We start from the raw sequence: 21,785 nt of genomic DNA on the forward strand, positions 1-21,785 counted from the left end.
AAAGTTTTAATAGCCAATGTTTTAGCCAGTCCGGGAACTCCTTCTAAAAGAATATGCCCCTGTGTCAATACACCTATCATCAGGCTGTCGACCATGTGTTTTTGACCGACAATGTGCTTTCTAACCTCTAAGTTTAATAGATCGATGAAAGCACTTTCTTTGTCAATTTTTTCGTTTAATTCCCTTATATCTGGGGAGTTTAAGGCTGTCATATTTCCTTTTTTAATTTTCAACCACTTTATTTGCTTGAGCATGCAAATTTAATACCTCTGAAATAAGATGTCAAGTTTGACATAATTTTTAGTGAATTTTTTTTGGAAGCGATCTTTCACCTTGGAAAGCCTAATGTGATAATTTGCTAATCTAATGTAAGTTGAATTAAGAATTCAAATCGATATCAATCGCCTTTGAAAACCTTTAAAAGAGTTGATTGCGTGTTGGGTTTAATATATATACTCGAAATACTTTCGATAGCCGTTTGCCTCTACGAAAAAACCAACTGAACTTGAATCAGGATTTTTGAAAGGTGATAAATCATACGAAATTGTTGTTGTGAGCCATGCTTCGCAGGGATCATCATTTGCATTATGAGCAAGCTTGAATGAAAGATCCGGTATGGATAAATCTGCAAAAAGTAAAAATTCATGTGTTTTACATCCTCCACTGTAGGACAGGTCAATTTGTAAACAATTACTGATTATGGTTATTTCATTTATCGTTATGGCATCTGTATGGTAAGAATATGTATTACTGTTGTACGTGTGGATGGGAAGGCAATTTCTATTTTGTTGATATATGTTGAGGATATCTATAGATTGATAAGGAAGGGCAGCAATACCACAATAAAAGCTATCATTTCGTAGTGAATAACGGATATAAACGTCCAAACCATTTTCCTGAAATTCGTTAGGGAGGTTTTCCGGATGTACATATTCATCATTAATATATAGCATCCATCCACAGCCATCAGCTGCTCCCACACCTGCATCAACAATTGTTGCATAAGCTTCCAGTCCATCTAGTCCATTATTGTCAAATGCTTCTTTTGAACAGGACATTATGAATGAAAGCAAAATAAGCAGGTAAATCCAGATTAACTTTTTCATTTTTTCGTATTATTTGCTATTTATTCCTCATTGAGTTCATAAATGCTTTATTTGGACGGATCCATTACTCTACCTATAAATAAAATGGCTTGTGTATTTCGCTCCTTAATAAAATAAAGGAATGGTTTATTAGCAGCAAACTGGCTGATGGATGTATAGTTAATTTCAACAGAAGTAACAGCTGCTGCTTCGGTTCCTTCTTCATTAACATCTACAAAAGCCTTATGTTTCACTTTTGAAATATACAAAGCCAAATCGGGATTGATTCCCGAAAAATCGGCTTGTGAACTAAAAGCGATTCCCATACCCATATTTGTCAGAATCTCTTCCAACTCAATGTCATATTCGTAACTGAATTTAGGCAGGTATATTTCCAAATCCTCAATTTCTGTCATAGCAGCTAACCAATTATTCCAATTGCTAATTGAAAATTCGGATACAATATCATCAACGTTTTTACCATATTGAGGTACCATCACCACCATGCTAAAATTGCCTTCACCATAAGGTAGTTCAATGGCATGAAGTAAGTCGTTTGAAAAGCTTTTGGCTTCCATTTTCTGATGCATAAAAGGAGTGGAGGTTGTGACATCGTCAGCCAAATAGAAATCCAATTCTTTGGTATCTGATTTGTCAAACTGATAAGTCCAATTAGCGTTAAAGTATAAAGCATTTATTAGAAACATGAAGCTGGAAGGACTTATTTTGTCAACTATTTCTTCAATTTTTCCATTTGTTTTATCCTTTACCCAATTGTTGATGGTGTTTTTTGCCTCCTCCGATTTATTAAAATCCAATGGTGATATTTCAGCATAAAAATGATCTCGGTTAAGCTGAATAAAATCGCTTAATATGCTATAATCTTGACGATACCAAATAGAATTGGCAATATTGAAAACAACATCAGGGTCAAGAGGTTTTAAATTATCTATTAAATATTTATAGGAAGAATTGATATCATCCATACTCATTCCGCTTAGTTCCAGCGCATCAAGCATAGCCTCTTTTGTTGTTCCGTTTGCTCCATTTAATGTCATTCCCAATGCCATGGAAATGCAAAAAGGCGAGAAGAAAAGGTTTTTATCCTTTGCCTCCGTATCGTTTATTTGTTTTAATATACTTGCAGAAAATGCATTCCCATTGTCAATCAGTTCTTGTTGTTTTGTAGAAACATCAAAACTTTTAGGATTTTTTTTAAACATATTTAGATCACAAGCACCTAAGAAAAATATCGGTATCAATAAAAACAAAAACTTTCCCATAATACTAAATTAAGATTAGACATGTCAACAAAATTCAAGCATTCGCTGCATCTTCAACAAGATGTAACAAATCCCTCAGAGGTTGCGTTAATTCTATTCACGATTGATTTTTCGTAAATTCGAATACAGTATTAATATTCAATAGCTTAGCCAAAATAATAAATGAGAAGAATTGAATAAATTACGCAACCAATTCCATAGGAAAAGCATCTTAAAACATGCTGAAGATCCTATGTGAAAAATAAGGGATAGTGTCAAGGGATAAAGAGAAAGATAGGCAAATAGAACAATTGATAGAGGGCTGCATTTCCGGCAACAGGGATGATCAGGGCAGACTTTATCAACTTTATTGTTCAAAAATGTTTGCCGTCTGTCTTTATTATGCAAAGGATCAAACGGAAGCAGAAGATATATTGCATGATGGATTTATGAAAGTTTATAAATACCTCAAACAATTTCAGGCAAAAGGTTCTTTTGAAGGATGGATTAAACGAATTATGATAAACACTGCTCTCGAGCGTTTTCGGAAGCAGAATTATATGTATTCAGTTGAAGATGTGTTCGAGTATGTGGAAGATGAAGGATACGAAAATGTTGTTTCATCAATTAACTTTCAGGATTTGCTCGATGTAATTAGAGAATTATCACCTCAATATCGTATGGTGTTTAATTTATATGCCATTGAGGGGCATTCTCATAAAGAGATTGCTGATAAACTTGAAATTTCAGTGGGCACGTCAAAATCGAATTTAGCAAGAGCTAGAAAAATTTTGCAGGAAAAGGTATTAAAGAAATTTAGTATTCCAGAAAGCAATCGTAAAATGGTTATTTAACAGGAGATATGAATAAAATTGACAATCTTTTTAAAGAGGGTTTTCAGCAAGCCAGCCAGGCACCACCGGGATATATGTGGGGTAAAATCTCAGATGGTCTAAGTGCTGCTTTGGGTCGAAAACGGAAACTACTTATTTGGTATGCCGCTGCGTCCATAGCTATTATGGGAGCATTTACTGGTGGCTACTATCTTGCTACTATTAATTCAATAGCAGATAGTCGGGTTGCTGATATCGAAAATCCAACAAATATTGAAAAAGGTAAAGCCGATTTGTTAATTGAAAATGTAAATCCTATAACTGAATTACACGAATCTCCTGAAGTTATTCCTGAACTTAATAATGATAAACCGTTTACCCCTGAAATTGAAGTAATTGAAGCTCCTGTTCATTTTGCCTCAAATTCAACAGATGATCACAAAACCAGTCCTGAAAATAAAGAACAAATTGTAGAGAATAAGCAAGTAGCACAATTGCCTTTGAAAGTGAAACCCAAGGTTCATGAAAATATTCACATTGATTCTGCAAGCACAGAAGTATTGGTCGAACAGGAAATAATAGAGGAAAAGAAGCCTGTTGTTCCTCCAGTTAAAGTGCCCAAGTCATCCAAATGGTCAATTGGAGGAACAGTTGGTCCCCAATACGCTTATCGTGATGTAAGAAGCAATGGCAGTAATTTGTTTTTATTAGCCGTATCAGTACCTGATAATTTTAGTGCACGGAGTTCAAAATCAGATAAATCCTATTACGATCAAATTGAAACTCCACTCATTAGTTTCTCAGGAGGTATGCATGTTAATTATCAAGCTGGCAAACGTTTTTATATTGAATCAGGTTTATATTATTCCCGAATAGGGCAGCTTACCGAAGAGATGTTCGTTTATGAAGAAAGTACATTGGGGAATGCCGGATCTGAATATGAAATAATAAATTCATCTGCCGGTGATATTGTAAATCAACAGCAAAGTGGCCTGTTGGTAGAAGATTTACTGGAATCGCATACCTATGTTTTAGACCAAAGTGCTGACGGTAGTTTGTTGTATATGAATTCCTCTAATTTGGTTCTTCATTTTGATTATCTTGAAGTGCCACTAATTCTAAAATACAAAATACTGGATAGGAAGATTGATTTATTGATTTCAGCTGGCGTTTCAACGGCCTTGCTGGTGAGTAATCATGCATATGTGCAAAATGGTTCGGATAAAATGCAGCTTGGAACTACTGAGAATATCCGGAAAGTTAATTATAATAGTTCAACGGGTTTTGCCTTACAATATGAATTAAATGAGCAATTGGCCTTTCATGTTGAACCAGTTTTTCGTTATTCTATAAGAACAATCAGTAAGGATAATTACATTAATTCACACCCTTATTCATTTCAGGTTTTTAGTGGATTTAATTATCATTTTTAGTTAACCAATAGGTCGACTATTTTTGGGATAAAGATGATAAGCCCAACGACCAAAGCAGTAGTTGCAGCAAACAAAACTGCTCCAGCCGCTACATCTTTGGCTCTTCCTGCACTAAAATGATAGCTTGGTGAAATAAAATCGATAAACTGCTCGATTGCCGTGTTTATGGCTTCTGAAACAAATACAAATCCGATCGCAAAAAATATCAAGCACCATTCAGTCATATTAATTTTCAATAAAATTCCTATAATAACCGCAAGCACTGCAGCTATACTATGAATAACCATATTTCCTTGAGATTTAAACAGAAATATGATACCCCGATGAGCATATACGAAGCTCCTCAGTCGTTTAATGATGGTTACTTTGTATTCTTTTTTCATAAGCCTATAATTATTTCTAAAAGGTCATATGGAACTCGCATATAGTCATTTCCTTATGCCTGCACACCGAAGTGTTTCGGCACACAGGTGTGTAGACTTATACTCATGCTCGTTTCATCTGAGAATATTTTTAAATGAATTAATTACTAATCTCAATTAATTATTGAAGCTAACTTATATTTTAAGTATAATTAAATTCAAGGGCGATCAAACTTTATATCTGGATTCGAATAAAACATTTTACTAATGGATATTTCCTAACTTAGTGTGTGCTAAAGTATGAATCTAAATTACATAAATTCGCTGTCACATTTTATTTTGTTAATAAAAAAATATTTTTCAAATATATCTCAAATCAATTCTTGAATATGGCTATCATTGTGCGCCAAATAAAGCATGTTTTAAATTACTAATGAAGCGTTATGGATTTGCAATTAAGTTTTAAAGAGATATTTTCAGTTACACTGGTATTATTTGCTGTCATTGATATTTTGGGATCAGTTCCAATAGTCATTGATTTGAAGATCAAAGCAGGAGGAAAAATTCAGTCAGGAAAAGCGACCATTGTGGCTGGAATTATTATGATACTCTTTCTTTTTCTTGGCGAATCCATTCTGTCATTGTTTGGCGTTGACTTCGCCTCTTTTGCCATAGCAGGAGCAATCGTGATCTTTTTCCTAGCCCTTGAAATGGTTCTGGGTGTTGATATTTTCAAACAAAGTCCAGGTGGCGACTCTACCACAAGCATAGTTCCTTTAGCCTTCCCATTAATTGCTGGAGCTGGTACATTAACGACTATATTATCAATTCGAGCAGAATATCAGTTTGAGAATGTACTTATTGGGATAATTGTCAACCTCCTATTTGTATTCTTAGTACTCAAATCAACAGATTGGATTCAGAAGAAAATTGGCCATGGAGGCGTAAATGTTTTACGTAAAATTTTCGGTATTATTTTACTGGCAATCGCTATCAAACTATTTAGAAATAGTTTGGGATTTTAGGCAACAACTAATAGTTTGAAAGACAAAAGCTAAACAGTGAGTATTTCAGTTTCTTTCTTAGCCAGAATGTCGTCAATGTTCTTGATATATTCTGTAGTAAGATCCTGAATTTTGCTTTCTGCATTTTTGGCATCATCTTCAGAAGCACCATCTTTCTGAATCACCTTGATTTCATCATTGGCTTTTTTCCTAGTATTTCGAATAGAAATCCGATTGTTTTCAGCTTCCTGATTAATATATTTGACCAATTGTTTACGCCTTTCTTCGGTTAATGGAGGAACATTGATACGGATCACTTCACCATCATTCTGAGGATTAAACCCCAGATTCGATGCCATAATTGCCTTTTCAATAGGCTGAATCATTGCCTTATCCCAAGGTTGAATCATGATTGTTTTGGGATCTGGTGTATTGACATTGGCTGTTTGACTTAAAGGTGTTTTAGCTCCATAATAATCGACATACACATCACTTATCATTTGTGGGCTTGCTTTTCCAGCTCTAACTTTGTTTAACGATTCAATCAAATGAGTAATGGTTCGCTTCATTTGATCTTCACCTTCCTCAATAATAAACAACATATCTTCATTCATGATTTCTATTTTTTATCAAACAGCATTTATATTGTCGTGTAAATTTACAAACCAAATAAATTTTTAATGTATAATTTGTCATAAACTTATTGAAAAAATATTGTTTTTCTATAATTCTGACATCATTTAGCCTTTTAAACTTAATAAATAATCAGCATTAGTGATTTTTCTGTTTACTGACCAAGCTCATTTTGATTAATCAAAAAAGCAGCTAACTTCCTATTTAGTCGTTGATACATATTTTCAATTCCCAATAAATTTTTCACCAAACTTTTGCTTTTTTTCAAATGATCGTGTAATTCTTTTTTTGTTCGAATATAGGTCTGCTCAAATTCCTCTTTCTTAATCACATGGTCTAATAACTTTTTTCTCAATTCCTGACAATAGTTTTTATATAGCTGATTATCATAGTTCAAAGCCTCGTAAGTGATCATAAAATCTTTGTAATTTTTCAGAATAGCTTTGAATTTTAAGATGTCATTTCTGAATTCATCACTCATTCGGTTGGTATCCAGTGAGGCGATTAAGGCTAACTTATTTTCCATGCTGTCAATTCGATATCTTATATATTCATTTTCAATAATTAAAGTTTGACTGGCTTGATTGACTAGCGAAATTAATGAATCAGATTGCCGAACTTCTTCATTTAAGTCATAGTTTTTGCAGGAGTTTAATGCCTGAAAGAAAAATACAGCTATTAACACAAGTAAAACTGAAAATGGTTGTCTTATTTTTCTCATTGAAACGACCTATTTATATTTTGTAAGAAATTTGCATAGAGTGATAATGTCAGAATCGTTAATTTTGAATGTTCACTAGCCAAACTAAGATAATTAAATCAGGCTTTATATCACATTGAAAAAAATAATCTTTATATCCCTATTTTGCCTATCAGGGCTTATCGCATTTAGCCAAGATGACGATCGGAAATTAATTCAATTTTCAGGACTTGTATTAACAGCTGATAGCAATTCACCAATCCCTTTTTCAACTATTCGGATAATCAATACATATTGGGGAACTATATCCAATATTGAAGGATTCTTCTCCTTGGTTGTGCGTGAGAAAGATACCATTGAATTTAGTTCTCTTGGTTTTAAGAGAAGAAGGATGGTTATTCCGGAAGGAATTGAACATGATGGTTTTAGCGTTTTGATTGCTATGAATGCCGATACATTGACTTTTGATGAAACCATGATTTACCCCTGGCCATCAAAGGCGAAATTTAGACAGGCGTTTTTAGCTGCTGAGCCAAATAAAACCTATTACGATATTGCCATGGAGAACCTTCATCCAGATAAAATGAGAGCCTTGTCAGACGCTATGAGTATGGATGGATCGGAAAGCCAACATTATTATATGAATTTAATGGCTGTACAGTCAGGTTATTATGGAGGACAAAAAAATTATGCTCAATTTCCGGGAATGAATACCCCAATCCCACTATCCTTGCTTGATCCGCAAGCCTGGTATAAATTTATCAAAGCACTTAAAGAAGGGAAATTCAAAAGAAAGGATGAATAGGTTTATTCAGCTTTCTCATGTAATGATTTACATCTCTTTCCAATAATTTCATTGGCATTAACAACACACAAAAAGGCCATCAGGTCTATTTGCAATATGTAATCATAGAGCATGGTCAGTTCCCTTCAGTTAACAACCTGGAGAATCATTTGCTATCTTCCTTCATCCTTAAAAATAATTTACCTTTGCACAATTATTTAATATGTCTTTAATCAAAGAAAATCAAGCAATGACAAATCATTTAAGCGAACAGGAAATCCATCGAAGAGAAGAACTTAAATCCTTAATTGAGGCAGGGATTAATCCCTATCCACCGGAAACATATGATATTAATTCATCAAGTGTTTACATCAAGGAAAATTTTGTGGGGAATGAAGTCGAATTTCAGCAGGTATGCATTGCTGGTCGTTTAATGAGCAGACGGATTATGGGAAAAGCTTCTTTTGCCGAATTAATGGATGGCAAAGGACGAATTCAGCTTTACTTTAATCGAGATGAAATATGCGAAGGAGAGGATAAAAGCATGTATAATGATGTTTTTAAAAAATTACTTGACATTGGTGATATCATTGGGGTAACAGGCCATGTATTTATTACCAAAGTAGGTGAGATTTCAGTGCATGTTAAGGAGTTTAAAGTCCTGTCAAAATCATTGCGACCGCTTCCAATTGTGAAAGAAAAAGATGATGCTGTATTTGATGCGTTTACCGATCCTGAACAAAGATACCGTCAGCGATATGTTGATTTAATTGTTACACCAAAGACAAAAGAGATATTCCAGAAAAGGGCTAAAATAGTTAATTTTATGCGTAATTTCTTAATTGAGAGAGGTTACCTGGAAGTTGAAACACCTATTTTACAACCTATTTATGGAGGCGCAGCAGCACGTCCGTTTAAAACGCATCACAACACACTGGACATGACGCTTTATATGCGCATTGCCAATGAGCTTTATTTGAAAAGATTAATAGTTGGTGGATACGATGGCGTTTTTGAGTTTGCCAAAGATTTTCGAAATGAAGGAATGGATAGATTCCATAATCCTGAGTTTACACAATTAGAGCTTTATGTTGCCTATAAGGATTATGATTGGATGATGAATCTCTATGAAGAAATGGTTGAGGGTATTGTAATGGAGTTATACGGAGCAACAGAAATTAAATATGGTGATCATAGTGTTAATTTTAAACGTCCCTGGAAACGTATTACAATGTATGATGTGATTAAAGAATATACAGGTACTGATATTTCTGAAATGACTGAGGAAGAGATGGCAAAAACAGCCAAAGAAATGCATGTAGATATTGATAAAACGATGGGCAAAGGAAAAATCATTGATGAGATTTTTGGTGAGAAATGTGAACCATTTCTTATTCAGCCAACATTCATCACCGATTATCCGGTAGAGATGTCACCATTGGCCAAGAAACACCGGACGAAAGAGGGATTGGTTGAACGCTTTGAAGTTATTTGTATTGGTAAAGAAATTTGCAATGCGTTTTCAGAGTTAAACGATCCTATTGATCAACGGGAGCGTTTTGAGCACCAATTGGAATTGGGGAAAAGAGGAGATGAAGAAGCCATGGTATTGGATGAAGATTTTCTGAGAGCTCTTGAGTATGGTATGCCACCAACTGCAGGAATTGGTATTGGAATTGACCGCTTAACAATGCTTCTTACAGATTCTCATTCTATACAAGAGGTTATTTTGTTTCCACAAATGCGTCCGGTAAATAAAGTAGAAAACGAAGAACAAAAATAAGATGACCCTACGCTTTTTCAAGTTGCCAACTTTCTTGTATTACATTTTTAATCGTTTTACTTTTCGGGAAAATGTTTCGGAAAAAAAGGTTTTCCTGACATTTGATGATGGACCAACAAAAGAAGTAACTCCCTGGATATTAGAAGTACTTGAGCGTTATCAGGCAAAAGCTACTTTCTTTTGTGTTGGAGAAAATGTAGTTAAACAAAATGTTTTATATCAGCAGATAATAGATGCAGGACATCGGACAGGTAATCATACCTATAATCACCTGAATATTAAAGATGTAACAAGAAGTTCATACATCAATAATGTAACAAAGTGTTCACATGTAGTCAACTCCCGATTATTCCGCCCTCCTTATGGTAAAATTCGTCCAACAATTGCTAAACGATTGAAACGAATGGGATATAAATTGGTGATGTGGACTATTTTGTCTTATGATTTTGACACTGATTTATCTCCCGGCTTTATTTTGCGCAAAATAATTCGTCAAACCCGACCTGGGAGTATAATTGTATTCCACGATAATGTAAAAGCATTTCAAAATCTGCAGATATTATTACCGCGCTATATTGCTTACATGAAAAATCAGGGTTATTCGTTTGATGTTATTCCAAAAGGAATTTAACACAAAACTCAAATTTAATTGCTAACGGTAAGGGTGTTTCCTTGCATCGAAACACTATATCGTTTTAATGGATAAAGGGCAGGAGTATTCAAAACATAGCCTGCCATATCGAAGGTTGATTCACAGCACTTTTCAAAATCGGATCCATTGTATTTTCCGCAACGCATATAAATACCACTTTCATCTACCGTTATTAATGAGCATTCACTCAAAGGTTGATACGTACATGTTCGTTCAAAAGCAACATATGTGTCATCAATATTGTGATAGATAATAATTCCTTTATATCCTTCGTCATTGAGATAAAAATGGCCTCCCGGAATGTTTAGCGCATCGTATTTGGGTAAATTCAGGTTAATCGTATAATATACATATACATCAGGAATAGCAGTGTAATCATTATTTGGATTGCTGTTACAATTTGAAAAACTGACTGTTATTAAAATAAGAATTGAAAATAATAGTATGTTTCGATTTGATAAATATTTCTTTTTCATTTGTTGATTGGGATCTAAAGTGATTAGCCAACTATAAGCCAAGTCCTAATTTGTCCAAAATTACATAAATTGAACGGATGAGGATATACTTTATTTCAATAGGGGGCGCTTTCTTTTGGAAAGAAGTTGATAGATGTTCTTTTACCCACACTGTTGATAAGCGTATAAATCTATCGAATGAAAAATTTGGATTAGCTTAAATTTGATCCAAATTATTTTGCGCAAATGAGAATACATTTCATATCAATAGGGGGCAGTATTATGCACAATCTGGCAATTGCTCTCAAACTCAAAGGTCATGATGTTAGCGGCTCGGATGATGAGATTTTTGAACCGGCAAAAACCAGACTGAAAGAAAATGGAATTCTGCCTGATAAAATAGGATGGAATGCTGGTCGAATTAGCAAAGACATTGATGCCATAATACTTGGTATGCATGCCAGAACAGATAATCCAGAACTCAGTCATGCGCAAAAACTAAAACTGAACATCTATTCTTTTCCGGAATACATCTATTTAAATGCAAAAGAAAAAACGAGAATTGCAATAGCCGGAAGTCATGGGAAAACGACCATCACCTCTATGGTTATGCATGTGATGCGTAAATGCAATTTTGATTTTGATTATATGGTTGGCGCTTTGGTGAAAGGGTTTGATCAAGGACTGAAGCTAACAGAAGAAGCACCATTTATTGTTTTGGAAGCGGATGAATATTTAAGTTCACCCATCAATATGGAACCCAAATTTTTATGGTATAAACCCCAAATTGTTTTGTTGAGTGGAATTGCGTGGGATCATATGAATGTTTTTCCTAGCATAGAAGTTTATCATGAACAGTTTAGGAAGTTTATTAAATCGCTACCCAAAAATGCAGTGGTGGTTTATTATAATGGGGATAAAATACTCAGCCAACTTGTTAATGAATTTAATCATATAGATAAGATTCCCTACCAAATGCCATCATATAGAATTGAGGGGAATCAGTTTGTTATTGAGGTTGAGAAAAGTGAAGATGTTAAATTGGAATTATTTGGAAGCCACAATGTGTTGAATACCGAAGGAGCTAAACATATTTGTTCTCAAATAGGTATTTCCAATTCAGATTTTTATGAGGCAATTAAGGATTTTAAAGGAGCTGGTAAACGACTGGAAACCATTTTTGAAAATGATAATTTTATTGCCTTTCGGGATTTTGCACACGCGCCTTCCAAGGTAAAAGCTACCGTTGATGGAATGAAAGATCAGTATCCAAACAGAACATTAATAGGCTGTTTGGAGCTACATACTTTCAGTAGTTTGAATGCTGAATTTATTCCTCAGTACAAAAATAGTATGCAAAAAGCTGATTATAAATTTGTTTATATAAATCAAGAAGCTGTTGAGCTTAAAAGGATGAAATTATTAACGAAAGCTGAAGTTTTTGATGCTTTTGGAGATCCCGACCTTCAGGTATTTTATGATCGGGAGGAATTGGTTAATGCAGTTCAAATTCACCCTATGCTAGATAGTGTTTTGTTGATGATGAGCAGTGGTAATTTTGGTGGTTTGAATTTGGATAAATTTGCAAAACAAATGGTAAAAAAATAGCCATACCAAAAACTGGTATGACTATATCTATTTTTCAAAGAAATCTTAGAAGATATCGACTGGACCTTTTCCCATTCGTATTACTTTAACATCTTCTGCCGTACAATCAATGATGGTAGACGGAATTTGGCCACCTGGTCCGCCATCAATAATCAAATCGACTTTGTTCCCATAAAGTTCTTGTATTTCTTCAGGGTTTGTTGGGTACTTAATGAGGTCGTCTACATCTTTAATAGATGAGGTGACAATGGGATTACCATATTCCTCAACAATTTCCCGAATTAGGTTGTTTTCAGGAACTCGAATTCCAACAGTTTTTTTATTGGTGTTAAAAATTTTAGGTACTTTATTATTCGCATTTAATATGAAAGTATACGGCCCGGGAAAAGCTTTGCGCATCATCTTGTAAATTCGATTTTCAAAAGGAAGGGTGTATTCCGAAATATTAGACAAATTGGAACAAATTATGGACAAATTTGCTTCGGATGGCTTTTTCCCAATAATCTGCAGGAGTTTATCAATTGCCTTACTGTTATGCATATCGCAGCCTATACCATATACAGTATCAGTAGGATAGATAAGAATTCCTCCTTCTTTTAAATGTTCGAGAATTATTTTAAGGTGCCTGGGAGAAGGACTATCAGAATATACTTTTAGAAACATATCAGATTTATTTTAGGGTGTGTAAAATGGAATTTAGATATCATTCAGATAACCGTTAAGATTACTCAAAGTACGTAAAAATCGTTCCATTTCCAAGGAATTTCGAGACAAATATTGAAAATATTTGTTCAAATTCAAGAACCCTTTTATTTAAAGTAAAAAAGGATATTTTAGGCAACTAGCTCTTTAACCAGACTGGCTGCTTCTTCCAGATGAATTGCCGAAGAGACTTTCAATCCGCTTTCATCAATTAATTTTTTACCTTCTTCTGCATTGGTTCCTTGAAGTCTGACAATGATGGGAACATTGAGGTTTTCAATATTCTTATAGGCATCAACAATACCTTGAGCAACCCGATCGCAGCGCACAATACCGCCAAAAATGTTAACCAAAATTGCTTTCACATTCGGATCTTCAAGAATGATTCTGAAGCCTGCTTCAACTGTTTTGGCACTAGCTGTTCCTCCTACGTCAAGAAAGTTTGCTGGAGATCCTCCTGAGAGTTTGATCATATCCATGGTTGCCATAGCCAGTCCTGCACCGTTCACCATGCAGCCAACATTACCATCCAGCTTAACATAATTTAAATTGCTTTCAGAAGCTTTCATTTCGTGAGGATCTTCCTCATTTAAATCTCTCAGTTCTGCAATATCTTTATGACGATACAAAGCATTGTCATCGATATTTACTTTAGCGTCTGCAGCAAATATTTTTCCATCAGATGCTTTGAAAACAGGGTTGATTTCAAATAATGAAGCATCGATAGCGTCATACGCTTTGTAGAGTGCCATGGTAAATGCAACCATTTCTTTAAATGATGTACCAGATAAACCTAAGTTAAAGGCAACTCTTCTTGCCTGAAAAGCCTGAATTCCCACTGCTGGGTCAACTTCTTCCTTGTGAATTAGGTGAGGAGTTTTGTCAGCAACTTCTTCAATATCCATCCCACCTTCGGTGGAGTACATTATGGTATTTCTTTTTGTTTGGCGATTGAGTAAAATACTCATGTAAAATTCTTGAACTTCTTCAGGACCAGGATAATAAATTCCTTGCTCAATGAGCATTTTATTAACTTTTTTCCCCTCAGGACCTGTTTGGTGTGTTACCAGTGTCATGCCAATGATGTTGTCAGCATAATTTTTAACCTCATCAAGCGATTTTGCAATTTTTACTCCACCACCTTTTCCACGGCCTCCAGCATGAATTTGTGCTTTCACAGCCCAAACTGTTGTTTCGGTAATTTCTGCTATTCGTTTTGCGGCAATAACTGCTTCATCTGCAGTATGGCAAAGTATTCCTTCTGGTATTCTAACACCATATTTTTTTAAAATTCCTTTCCCTTGATATTCATGTATGTTCATATGTGAATTTTTAGAGGTTTTTGCTTCTCAAATCGATTTCGCAAATTTAGTTTTTTTTCGTTTCTATAGAGATATGATATTGAATTGATTGAAGTTGATGGGTACAAGTTATTGGTATATAATGATATAAATATAAATTGTTTAAGAGCATTCTTGCTGATAAATGTCAATATACGCGAAAATGATTCCTTCAGCCTCTTTGTTAAGGTCTTTTTCCAGACTTTCATTTTGCCTGATCGCCTCACATGTTTCCCATATTTGGCACCATGCGAACTGATCGAGTAGTATCTGCGATTTTGTTAGGGCGTTAATAATATGAATAGTATAGCTTGTCTGGTTTTTCTGAATAGCTAATTCCAGTAATTCCAGCTCATTTTCGGGCTGAAAATAATCGTCCATAACCAGTAAGTATCCCAGACAGAAAAGTTCCTCAGCTGTTAATTCCGACAATATTAAATCGCTTACATTTTGCTTGTATTTAGCAGCTAAATAATCAATGAATATAAGGTGGTTGGATTTGCCATTAAAATCCTAGGATAAAGCATTAATAATGGCTGCCTTTATATCGATCTCAGTTTTGGAAGACATGAGTTGTTTGGCTATCCGATTATCAATTTTCCCTTTTTTTGCTGCATATTCAACCATTTTTAAGTTTTTGTATGCAAGATGAAAATTTGTTGATGTAATTTATTTCTTATCCCGAACTTAGGTTAATAGGTGAATCAGCATGGACATATTGAAATACAACAAGTGCCACAAAAATAGCCAGAACTTCTTTTGTGATGTTTTTTATGATTATTTTTTTTAGCAATTAGTAAATGACTTAACAATCGTTAATACCATGAATATATGAATCGTAAAGTTCTATTTGCTTAGGAAAAACAGGCTTGCTGAACAAGAGCAGGGTGGCTTTCCGCATTGCATACAAGAATAGTTATTTTCTAAACTATCTGCATGCCAATATTTTTCGAATTCCTTGTCTTGTGTAAAGCCATTCTTAAGTAAAATTTTGTCCATGGAGTAGGAGTCAGGTTTATTCCATATTACTGAAAGAACGACATCTGCTTTCGAAAACCCTATTTCAAGACCCTTTTTAAGTAATTTACTGGCTATTCCATTGCCCGCATAATTAGGCTTTACGGCTGTTTGTTTGCGTATGCAAAAAAGATCAACTGTGGGGAATTTATCACGAAGCCAAAGTGGATCTAATCTTAATTTAGATGCTGTGTCTACTGAATTCGTAAATTCCATAATTGAAAAAGCCAACAATTGCTTTTCGACAACAACCACCAATATAGAAATGGAAGAATTCTGAGAGAGAGCTTTTAAATCATCCAGTTTGATATAGCCTTCACCGAATTGAGAATCAGATAGATTTATTAATTGTTCTTCAAATTCGTTTGTGTAATTTGATATTTCTATACGGTCAGGATGGAAAGGTAAAGTGTTTTTCATTTCTTCTTTTGAGGACGGTAAAATGTTAGCTCTCCTTTGACAATTTCACTTAAATCAAAATCTCTTATTTTAACTTTTCTTACCCCACCTACATTCTGGTCGGCAATTCGCAAATGTGTTTTATCAATCACTTCATATACAATGGCATAATGCCTGCTTGTTTTGCCTCCCCAGCTATATTTAACATTTAACATATGCATCATATCCCCGGCTTGAAGTTTTTCTTTGGGATAATTCACCTTTCGTCCAAATTGCTCAGTTGGAAACCACTCTGCATTAGTCGCATCCAAGCTTTTTGATAATAAATCCCAGCATTCTCCACGATCAACTTTTTTGTCCAGAACGGAATTTACATAATCGATAATTTCTGTGCTAATGTCAACTTCTTGCGCCTGGCTGGTGGAAACCTGCAGAGAGCTAAGTATGCCAAATAATAATAGCATTATATAGGGTTTGTTCATGATGTCAGATTTATTGTGAATATAACGAAAAGATGAATGATTTGGTATATGAAAACAAAATCTAATATTAGTACGTTTTCTCAAAATAAGATAAAATTCTGATAATGAGATGATTGGAGTTATTTGACTAAAGTGTTAGTTGCTGATAATCAATGAATTAGTATTTTGTCACATGGCTTGTATATATAATAGTATAACTTACTGATAGAAACCATGACAACAGCAACCATAAGCACCGCCAACACCAGCATCCAACTGACAATCGAAAAAGTGATCGTTCTTTTTGCTTCTTTAATGGTTTTAACATTTGGATTAAACGCACAAACAATACAGGATGTTTTAAGAGTAAGCGTAAACGGTAATGGTTACACAGACGAAGCAATCGTAAGATTCCACGAAAACGCAACAAGTGGTTACGATGTAAATTTAGATGCATATAAAATGTTTAGCTTTAACAATGACGTTCCACAAATTTTTACCTTAGTTGACGAAACAGAGGAATTTGCCATCAATGCACTTCCAAGTTTAACCGAAGAAACATCAGTAGTATTAAACGTACAAGTAGGAATCAGCGGAACTTATACAATCACAGTTAGTTTTTCAGATTTTAACGAAGATGTAAGCGTAATGTTAGAAGATACTAAGAATGGTAACATGGTTGATTTTCGTCAGGAAATGTCTTACACATCTACTTTCGAAGTAACAGACATGACAGATCGTTTCGTTCTTCATTTCGTTCCTGCTTCAAGCGTATCAAACGGAACAAACTTTAACACCAACACAGAAAATACAAACAACAGTACAGTTGGAATGAATGAAGAAGAAAATTCAGTTAACATTTATACAGTAAACAATATTGTTAAAGTTGAGAATTTCAAAGGTGAAGTTAAAGTTTACAACTTAAGAGGAGAAGAAGTAGCCAACACAACAAGCGAAGGACAAGTTGATTTAACAGTATCTGCTTCCGGTTATTTCATCGTAGCCGTAGTTAACAATGGTTCAGTAAACACACAGAAAGTTTATATCAAGTAGTTGTACGAAAGACTTAGAACAGAAAGAATAAAGACTCGAAGACTGAAGATACCTCTTAGTTATTTATAAGGTCAATGGGATAGAAGCCTCAACCACATTCCAACCAAGACTTCACATAAAATCCTCACACAAATATAAAGGCTGATAACTAACTCTTATTTAACGCCATTGCAGTATATTCCTAATGTGCCAGATTTTACTAATTTTGAAAGAAATTAGATCCAATGATTAAGAAGTCAATATTATTAGCAAGTATTTTATCATTCCTTCTTTTAGGAACAGCTTTCAAAGCATCCACACCTGGTCAAGATTGGAAATTCTATTTTGGAAAAAATTACTTAACAGTAGCTGTGGTTTTGAATAATGGTGTTGCCTTTGTTGGAGGTGAAGAAGGTGTACTATACGCTCTGGACAGTAAAAGAGGAACAGCAAATTGGCAATTCAAAGCTGAGGGAGCCATTGCCCAACCACCTCTTTTTGATAACGATCTCTTATACTTTTGTACAAAATCAGGAAATGTTTATTGTTTGAATGCACTTAATGGGAAATTAATTTGGGTTATAAATATTAACAGCAAATTAGTTTGCACACCTATTCTTGCAGGAGATATGCTCTGTATATATAGCAGAAATGAAGTAATTGGATTGGACAAAGCAAATGGCTTAGATATGTGGAAGACCCAGCTAAAGGTTTCTGACAACCCTCAAATGGCAACTGATGACCACAATATATACTTTGCAGATGATATGAAAGCTTATTCATTGAATTCACTGGATGGCAAAATCAATTGGGATTATGATTTGAATACTTATGGTGTTTCAGATGTATTGCTTGCCAAAAATAAATTGATTTTCATCAACGCAGGAAAAGTGTTTGCTTTAGACAAAGAAACTGCGAAGAAAAAATGGATTTTCGAATTGGATACAAAATCGAAAGTTCGCTTTCAGAACAAGCCCAATTTCCTGAATGATCTGGTTTATGTCTCTTATGCAAATGAGTTAATTGCCCTTTCCATTGATGATGGAGAAAAACAATGGGTTTTTAAAACCAAATTAGAGGAAGAGCTCTATGCTCCTATTGTTCGTGATAATACTATCTGGCTTTCTTCAAGAGGAAAGACAATATTTAATATTTCTGCAGATAAAGGAAGAAAACTTGAAAACTACACGATTGACATCATCCAAGAATCTCCAGTTCGCTATGAAAACAAAAGTATTTTCTTTACTTCTGAGGATGGCCATGCCATTGCTTATCGACTTATTTAAAGTGAAAAAACTCTGGTGACATTAAATCCAAAATGAATTCCTCCTTTGAGCCAGTTTTCACTGGTTTGGGTAATAAATGCATCTTCAAACATGCCAAGAGAATTCGTTAAATGCAATTGAAAAACATGTCCGCCAGTTTCAATATCTACACCCAACGATAATGAGTTCACACTATTATCAGCAGTTTCACCTGGCAATAGATAATAATATTCGGCATTGACTGACAATCTATTTGTCAATTTATATCGTCCTCCAGCACCAATGGCAAAAATATCATTTTGATCTTGTTGTGTTGCTACTAGGTTTTTATGCACATACGAAGGCATAATTTGTATTGATAAATCATTACTAAACTTTCTGGCTATTAGTAATTGATGTGTATAGCTAATACGTGAACTAAACAGATTTTCTCGATTAGGATCTTCCCATTTGAGGGAATTAATGGAGCTTGATGAAAACCAGCTTAATGATAATGGAAAACTTTTTTCACCTTTACTTTGTCTTATCAATGCATATTTAATAAACGCATCATAATTTTTTAGATAGCTACTTCTTCCAACTCCAATGGATAACCGATCAGTTAAACCATATTCGAAACCAAATCTGATGGATGATTGATCAATCCCAAACAATTCATATAAACCGCCATTTAATGCTCCAAATCTGTGAGAAATAATGAAAATGAGTTCACTCTTTGGAGGACTCATAATTGAATGACCATTAATTACTCTGGTCGTTTTAAAAGTCGCTTCGATAAATTCTTTTGATTCAACATCGTCTTCAAAAATATCCGCTAAGTTCTGCGCTTTCAATGAAAACGAAACCAAGCCAATAAGCACAACTATATTGAAAATAAGAGCTTTCTTCATAATTACTTTTTATAAGGCAGCAAACTTACATCCACCGTAATATCAAGTAGCTCAGCAATATTTTTTCTTACCATCTTTGGAATAACAATATCGTAATCCGCTACCCTAATTTTAAAATTCGACTTGGCCTGTATTTTTCCATTGCTAATAATAAACTCCCCTTTTTCAGAAACTTTCTTTGTAACTCCATGAAGTGTCAAATCACCTTCTATAAGGGCAGGATAAGTTCCGTTTTTTGAAAAATCAATTTCTCCCAAATTAGCAACTTTCCCTTTAAAAGTAGCATTTGGAAATTTATCAGACTCAACATAGTTCTCATTAAAGTGTTCCTGCATTAATCGTTTTTCAAACTCAAATGATTTCATTAAAACTTTAAAAATAAATTCACCGGAAACTGTGTTGAGTGCAGTATTTACTTGCTTATTGTTTGCTTCAATATTTTCTGATGGCATTTCAGAGAAAAATTTGATATGCCCATTTTTTGTCACATATTGTTGAGCAAACAGTGTTGAGCTGGTCACAATGACTGCAGCTAGGATTATTACATTTTTTATCATTCTATTAATTTTTTACAAAAGAGCATTTTTCAAGAATTACATCAGTATCGTTGTATCCAGTACAGTAGCCTTTCAAAATAATTTGTTCACCGACTTTAAGAAGACTGGCATCTTGTTTTTGATTATCGAGAAAAGTGCATCTCACACCTTCGTCTCCAAACATACCTTCTTCAAAAACAAATGAAACAATCAGTAAACCATCGTTTTCTTCAATAGTCGAAATTTCACCTTTTAATTCTACAACTTGTCCAAGATACTTTTCATCTGCCAGCACATGATTTTTTTTATATGAATCATATATTTCTTCAACCTCCAAACTACAAATGGCTTGTTCCTCCTCAAAATCAGGATGAGGCTTATTATAGACAAATTTGAAAACCAGTGCTGCAGTAAGCGTACCCAGTGCCAATAATATCAGTATTATTTTAAACCATTTACTCATCATTTATTATTTAATTATTTGGACTTCCATCAGCTATCCACTTACCAATAATGCTAAGCCTGCAATCATCCATTTTGGCTTGATTTTTAGGCATGGGATCAAAACCAGACTCATGATTTACAGATGACCAAAATTGACCTGAATTTACAACTGTTAATAAATCTTGATAATTATCAGTAATCACATCATTGGTAGAGTTAACACTATTATGACAAGCATTACACTTTAATTGCAATAAAGGTGCAATATGAGTTGAATATTTAACATCCAACGTGTCACAAGGTTTGCTTTCAGGATATAAAACCTCCTCACTATTCCATGCACATGATTGTGCAAGAATTATTAATATAACAGGTAATACTAAAAACAATATTTTTCTATAACTGATTTGCATTATTTCTATTTGGAATAATATTTTCTTATCCAACATCAAAACAAAATTTAGACCAATTCTAAACAAAATGTAATTACCATTTAATTTTTCTATTTTTGTTACCTAATTATTACTACGATGAAACGTTTAAAAACCATATTATTCTCACTTCCATTATCAGGTATTTTGCTTATGCTTTTTGCTATTGCAATTGCTGTTGCTACTTTTATTGAAAATGATTTTGGCACACGAGCCGCAAAGTCAGTTATTTTTAATGCAAAATGGTTTGAGCTACTTCTTTTATTACTCACCATAAATTTAATTGGCAGTGTTTTTAAGGAAAAAATGTATCGGAAAGAAAAATTTGCCATTTTTCTGTTTCATATATCATTCATTGTCATTTTATTTGGTGCAGCCATAACCCGATATATTAGCTATGAAGGGAGTATGCATATTCGAGAGGGGAAAAGCAGCAATACAATTGTTTCTGAAAGCACGTATTTGAAGGTGTTTATAAATGATGGTCAGAATGATTTTTATTCAGAAAAGAAACTACTTCTTGCACCTCTGGGATCAAATGATTTTAGTATGAAAATGAAAGTCAATGATCAAAAAATAGATATTAAATACAAAGATTTTTATCGCAATGCAGAAGAAAAAATTGTTGAAGAAGAAGGTGGGGTTGAAATGATTTCTCTTGCTGTTTTTGATGG

Annotated in this window: 26 protein-coding genes; 10 read left to right on the forward strand and 16 right to left on the reverse strand. The window is 34.1% G+C overall.

Features of this window, described 5'->3' with window-relative positions; genetic code table 11:
- The 3 genes from HOG71_17560 to HOG71_17570 all read right to left on the reverse strand — a co-directional run.
- The coding region (locus HOG71_17560) for an ATPase (GenBank protein MBT5992657.1) at positions 1 to 212 on the reverse strand (212 nt) is incomplete at its 3' end.
- 231 nt (positions 213 to 443) lie between these two features.
- Positions 444 to 1,106, reverse strand: a complete 663-nt coding sequence (locus HOG71_17565; protein ID MBT5992658.1) for a hypothetical protein — start codon at positions 1,104 to 1,106, stop codon at positions 444 to 446.
- Positions 1,107 to 1,153: 47 nt separating this feature from the next.
- Positions 1,154 to 2,368, reverse strand: coding sequence for a serpin family protein (locus HOG71_17570; GenBank protein MBT5992659.1), 1,215 nt, complete (start codon positions 2,366 to 2,368; stop codon positions 1,154 to 1,156).
- A 281-nt stretch (positions 2,369 to 2,649) separates the two neighbouring features.
- Between HOG71_17570 and HOG71_17575 the strand changes: the two genes are divergently transcribed.
- Positions 2,650 to 3,201: an RNA polymerase sigma factor gene (locus tag HOG71_17575; protein ID MBT5992660.1), complete on the forward strand. Its 552-nt coding sequence runs from the start codon at positions 2,650 to 2,652 to the stop codon at positions 3,199 to 3,201.
- Positions 3,202 to 3,209: 8 nt separating this feature from the next.
- Positions 3,210 to 4,613, forward strand: coding sequence for an outer membrane beta-barrel protein (locus tag HOG71_17580; GenBank protein MBT5992661.1), 1,404 nt, complete (start codon positions 3,210 to 3,212; stop codon positions 4,611 to 4,613).
- Here the strand turns inward: HOG71_17580 and HOG71_17585 are convergent.
- Positions 4,610 to 4,996, reverse strand: a complete 387-nt coding sequence (locus tag HOG71_17585) for a diacylglycerol kinase family protein (protein MBT5992662.1) — start codon at positions 4,994 to 4,996, stop codon at positions 4,610 to 4,612. The genes HOG71_17580 and HOG71_17585 overlap by 4 nt on opposite strands.
- A gap of 422 nt (positions 4,997 to 5,418) precedes the next feature.
- On the opposite strand from HOG71_17585, the gene HOG71_17590 reads away from it, so the two are divergent.
- The gene (locus HOG71_17590) at positions 5,419 to 6,000 is read left to right on the forward strand and encodes a MarC family protein (protein ID MBT5992663.1); all 582 of its coding nucleotides are present in this window, start codon (positions 5,419 to 5,421) and stop codon (positions 5,998 to 6,000) included.
- Between the two features lie 29 nt (positions 6,001 to 6,029).
- Here the strand turns inward: HOG71_17590 and frr are convergent, their stop codons facing one another.
- A complete protein-coding gene (frr, locus tag HOG71_17595) occupies positions 6,030 to 6,593 on the reverse strand; it encodes a ribosome recycling factor (GenBank protein ID MBT5992664.1) in 564 nt (187 codons plus the stop codon).
- A 173-nt stretch (positions 6,594 to 6,766) separates the two neighbouring features.
- A complete protein-coding gene (locus HOG71_17600; GenBank protein MBT5992665.1) occupies positions 6,767 to 7,333 on the reverse strand; it encodes a hypothetical protein in 567 nt (188 codons plus the stop codon).
- A gap of 115 nt (positions 7,334 to 7,448) precedes the next feature.
- On the opposite strand from HOG71_17600, the gene HOG71_17605 reads away from it, so the two are divergent.
- The 3 genes from HOG71_17605 (at position 7,449) to HOG71_17615 (ending at position 10,510) form a co-directional block, all read left to right on the forward strand.
- Positions 7,449 to 8,117, forward strand: coding sequence for a hypothetical protein (locus HOG71_17605; protein MBT5992666.1), 669 nt, complete (start codon positions 7,449 to 7,451; stop codon positions 8,115 to 8,117).
- Between the two features lie 229 nt (positions 8,118 to 8,346).
- A complete protein-coding gene (gene lysS, locus HOG71_17610) occupies positions 8,347 to 9,879 on the forward strand; it encodes a lysine--tRNA ligase (protein ID MBT5992667.1) in 1,533 nt (510 codons plus the stop codon).
- Between the two features lies 1 nt (position 9,880).
- Positions 9,881 to 10,510, forward strand: coding sequence for a polysaccharide deacetylase family protein (locus HOG71_17615; protein ID MBT5992668.1), 630 nt, complete (start codon positions 9,881 to 9,883; stop codon positions 10,508 to 10,510).
- A 14-nt stretch (positions 10,511 to 10,524) separates the two neighbouring features.
- Here HOG71_17615 and HOG71_17620 read toward each other — a convergent pair whose 3' ends face one another.
- The gene (locus tag HOG71_17620; protein ID MBT5992669.1) at positions 10,525 to 11,007 is read right to left on the reverse strand and encodes a hypothetical protein; all 483 of its coding nucleotides are present in this window, start codon (positions 11,005 to 11,007) and stop codon (positions 10,525 to 10,527) included.
- A 225-nt stretch (positions 11,008 to 11,232) separates the two neighbouring features.
- Here HOG71_17620 and HOG71_17625 point away from each other — a divergent pair, with 225 nt between their 5' ends.
- The gene (locus HOG71_17625; protein MBT5992670.1) at positions 11,233 to 12,594 is read left to right on the forward strand and encodes a peptidoglycan synthetase; all 1,362 of its coding nucleotides are present in this window, start codon (positions 11,233 to 11,235) and stop codon (positions 12,592 to 12,594) included.
- A gap of 45 nt (positions 12,595 to 12,639) precedes the next feature.
- Here HOG71_17625 and HOG71_17630 read toward each other — a convergent pair whose 3' ends face one another.
- From HOG71_17630 to HOG71_17650, 5 genes are all read right to left on the reverse strand, one after another.
- Positions 12,640 to 13,257 carry a threonylcarbamoyl-AMP synthase gene (locus tag HOG71_17630; GenBank protein ID MBT5992671.1) on the reverse strand — a complete coding sequence of 206 codons (618 nt, stop codon included), beginning with the start codon at positions 13,255 to 13,257 and terminating at the stop codon, positions 12,640 to 12,642.
- A gap of 170 nt (positions 13,258 to 13,427) precedes the next feature.
- Entirely contained in the window at positions 13,428 to 14,618 is a 1,191-nt protein-coding gene (sucC, locus tag HOG71_17635; protein MBT5992672.1) for an ADP-forming succinate--CoA ligase subunit beta, read from the reverse strand.
- A gap of 141 nt (positions 14,619 to 14,759) precedes the next feature.
- The gene (locus HOG71_17640) at positions 14,760 to 15,068 is read right to left on the reverse strand and encodes a hypothetical protein (GenBank protein ID MBT5992673.1); all 309 of its coding nucleotides are present in this window, start codon (positions 15,066 to 15,068) and stop codon (positions 14,760 to 14,762) included.
- Positions 15,069 to 15,482: 414 nt separating this feature from the next.
- Positions 15,483 to 16,073, reverse strand: a complete 591-nt coding sequence (locus HOG71_17645) for a hypothetical protein (protein MBT5992674.1) — start codon at positions 16,071 to 16,073, stop codon at positions 15,483 to 15,485.
- On the reverse strand, positions 16,070 to 16,534 hold the full coding sequence (locus HOG71_17650) for a hypothetical protein (protein ID MBT5992675.1): 465 nt from the start codon (positions 16,532 to 16,534) through the stop codon (positions 16,070 to 16,072). The genes HOG71_17645 and HOG71_17650 overlap by 4 nt, the downstream gene beginning before the upstream one ends.
- 213 nt (positions 16,535 to 16,747) lie before the next feature.
- Here HOG71_17650 and HOG71_17655 point away from each other — a divergent pair, with 213 nt between their 5' ends.
- On the forward strand, positions 16,748 to 17,566 hold the full coding sequence (locus HOG71_17655) for a hypothetical protein (protein ID MBT5992676.1): 819 nt from the start codon (positions 16,748 to 16,750) through the stop codon (positions 17,564 to 17,566).
- Between the two features lie 224 nt (positions 17,567 to 17,790).
- Positions 17,791 to 18,831, forward strand: a complete 1,041-nt coding sequence (locus tag HOG71_17660) for a PQQ-binding-like beta-propeller repeat protein (GenBank protein MBT5992677.1) — start codon at positions 17,791 to 17,793, stop codon at positions 18,829 to 18,831.
- Here HOG71_17660 and HOG71_17665 read toward each other — a convergent pair.
- The 4 genes from HOG71_17665 to HOG71_17680 are packed head-to-tail and all read right to left on the reverse strand — an operon-like array spanning position 18,828 to position 21,129.
- The gene (locus tag HOG71_17665) at positions 18,828 to 19,700 is read right to left on the reverse strand and encodes a hypothetical protein (GenBank protein MBT5992678.1); all 873 of its coding nucleotides are present in this window, start codon (positions 19,698 to 19,700) and stop codon (positions 18,828 to 18,830) included. The two genes, HOG71_17660 and HOG71_17665, sit on opposite strands and share 4 nt — an antisense overlap.
- A gap of 2 nt (positions 19,701 to 19,702) precedes the next feature.
- Positions 19,703 to 20,257: a YceI family protein gene (locus HOG71_17670; GenBank protein ID MBT5992679.1), complete on the reverse strand. Its 555-nt coding sequence runs from the start codon at positions 20,255 to 20,257 to the stop codon at positions 19,703 to 19,705.
- Positions 20,258 to 20,261: 4 nt separating this feature from the next.
- On the reverse strand, positions 20,262 to 20,699 hold the full coding sequence (locus HOG71_17675; GenBank protein ID MBT5992680.1) for a hypothetical protein: 438 nt from the start codon (positions 20,697 to 20,699) through the stop codon (positions 20,262 to 20,264).
- Between the two features lie 10 nt (positions 20,700 to 20,709).
- Positions 20,710 to 21,129 carry a hypothetical protein gene (locus HOG71_17680; GenBank protein MBT5992681.1) on the reverse strand — a complete coding sequence of 140 codons (420 nt, stop codon included), beginning with the start codon at positions 21,127 to 21,129 and terminating at the stop codon, positions 20,710 to 20,712.
- 81 nt (positions 21,130 to 21,210) lie between these two features.
- Here HOG71_17680 and HOG71_17685 point away from each other — a divergent pair.
- A partial coding sequence (locus HOG71_17685) for a cytochrome C biogenesis protein (protein MBT5992682.1) occupies positions 21,211 to 21,785 on the forward strand: 575 nt, incomplete at its 3' end.

It is taken from the genome of Bacteroidota bacterium, from assembly GCA_018698135.1.
In the GTDB taxonomy this organism is placed as follows: Bacteria; Bacteroidota; Bacteroidia; order CAILMK01; family JAAYUY01; genus JABINZ01.

Excerpts from the sequence above, each read along its gene's own strand:
- HOG71_17660 (MBT5992677.1), top strand. The coding sequence starts at position 17,791 with ATGATTAAGAAGTCAATATTATTAGCAAGTATTTTATCATTCCTTCTT.
- HOG71_17570 (MBT5992659.1), bottom strand. The coding sequence starts at position 2,368 with ATGGGAAAGTTTTTGTTTTTATTGATACCGATATTTTTCTTAGGTGCT.
- HOG71_17615 (MBT5992668.1), top strand. The coding sequence starts at position 9,881 with ATGACCCTACGCTTTTTCAAGTTGCCAACTTTCTTGTATTACATTTTT.
- HOG71_17565 (MBT5992658.1), bottom strand. The coding sequence starts at position 1,106 with ATGAAAAAGTTAATCTGGATTTACCTGCTTATTTTGCTTTCATTCATA.
- lysS (MBT5992667.1), top strand. The coding sequence starts at position 8,347 with ATGACAAATCATTTAAGCGAACAGGAAATCCATCGAAGAGAAGAACTT.
- HOG71_17600 (MBT5992665.1), bottom strand. The coding sequence starts at position 7,333 with ATGAGAAAAATAAGACAACCATTTTCAGTTTTACTTGTGTTAATAGCT.
- HOG71_17655 (MBT5992676.1), top strand. The coding sequence starts at position 16,748 with ATGACAACAGCAACCATAAGCACCGCCAACACCAGCATCCAACTGACA.
- HOG71_17645 (MBT5992674.1), bottom strand. The coding sequence starts at position 16,073 with ATGAAAAACACTTTACCTTTCCATCCTGACCGTATAGAAATATCAAAT.
- HOG71_17680 (MBT5992681.1), bottom strand. The coding sequence starts at position 21,129 with ATGTTGGATAAGAAAATATTATTCCAAATAGAAATAATGCAAATCAGT.
- HOG71_17665 (MBT5992678.1), bottom strand. The coding sequence starts at position 19,700 with ATGAAGAAAGCTCTTATTTTCAATATAGTTGTGCTTATTGGCTTGGTT.
- HOG71_17620 (MBT5992669.1), bottom strand. The coding sequence starts at position 11,007 with ATGAAAAAGAAATATTTATCAAATCGAAACATACTATTATTTTCAATT.
- frr (MBT5992664.1), bottom strand. The coding sequence starts at position 6,593 with ATGAATGAAGATATGTTGTTTATTATTGAGGAAGGTGAAGATCAAATG.
- HOG71_17675 (MBT5992680.1), bottom strand. The coding sequence starts at position 20,699 with ATGAGTAAATGGTTTAAAATAATACTGATATTATTGGCACTGGGTACG.
- HOG71_17625 (MBT5992670.1), top strand. The coding sequence starts at position 11,233 with ATGAGAATACATTTCATATCAATAGGGGGCAGTATTATGCACAATCTG.
- HOG71_17585 (MBT5992662.1), bottom strand. The coding sequence starts at position 4,996 with ATGAAAAAAGAATACAAAGTAACCATCATTAAACGACTGAGGAGCTTC.
- HOG71_17580 (MBT5992661.1), top strand. The coding sequence starts at position 3,210 with ATGAATAAAATTGACAATCTTTTTAAAGAGGGTTTTCAGCAAGCCAGC.
- HOG71_17590 (MBT5992663.1), top strand. The coding sequence starts at position 5,419 with ATGGATTTGCAATTAAGTTTTAAAGAGATATTTTCAGTTACACTGGTA.
- sucC (MBT5992672.1), bottom strand. The coding sequence starts at position 14,618 with ATGAACATACATGAATATCAAGGGAAAGGAATTTTAAAAAAATATGGT.
- HOG71_17650 (MBT5992675.1), bottom strand. The coding sequence starts at position 16,534 with ATGAACAAACCCTATATAATGCTATTATTATTTGGCATACTTAGCTCT.
- HOG71_17630 (MBT5992671.1), bottom strand. The coding sequence starts at position 13,257 with ATGTTTCTAAAAGTATATTCTGATAGTCCTTCTCCCAGGCACCTTAAA.
- HOG71_17670 (MBT5992679.1), bottom strand. The coding sequence starts at position 20,257 with ATGATAAAAAATGTAATAATCCTAGCTGCAGTCATTGTGACCAGCTCA.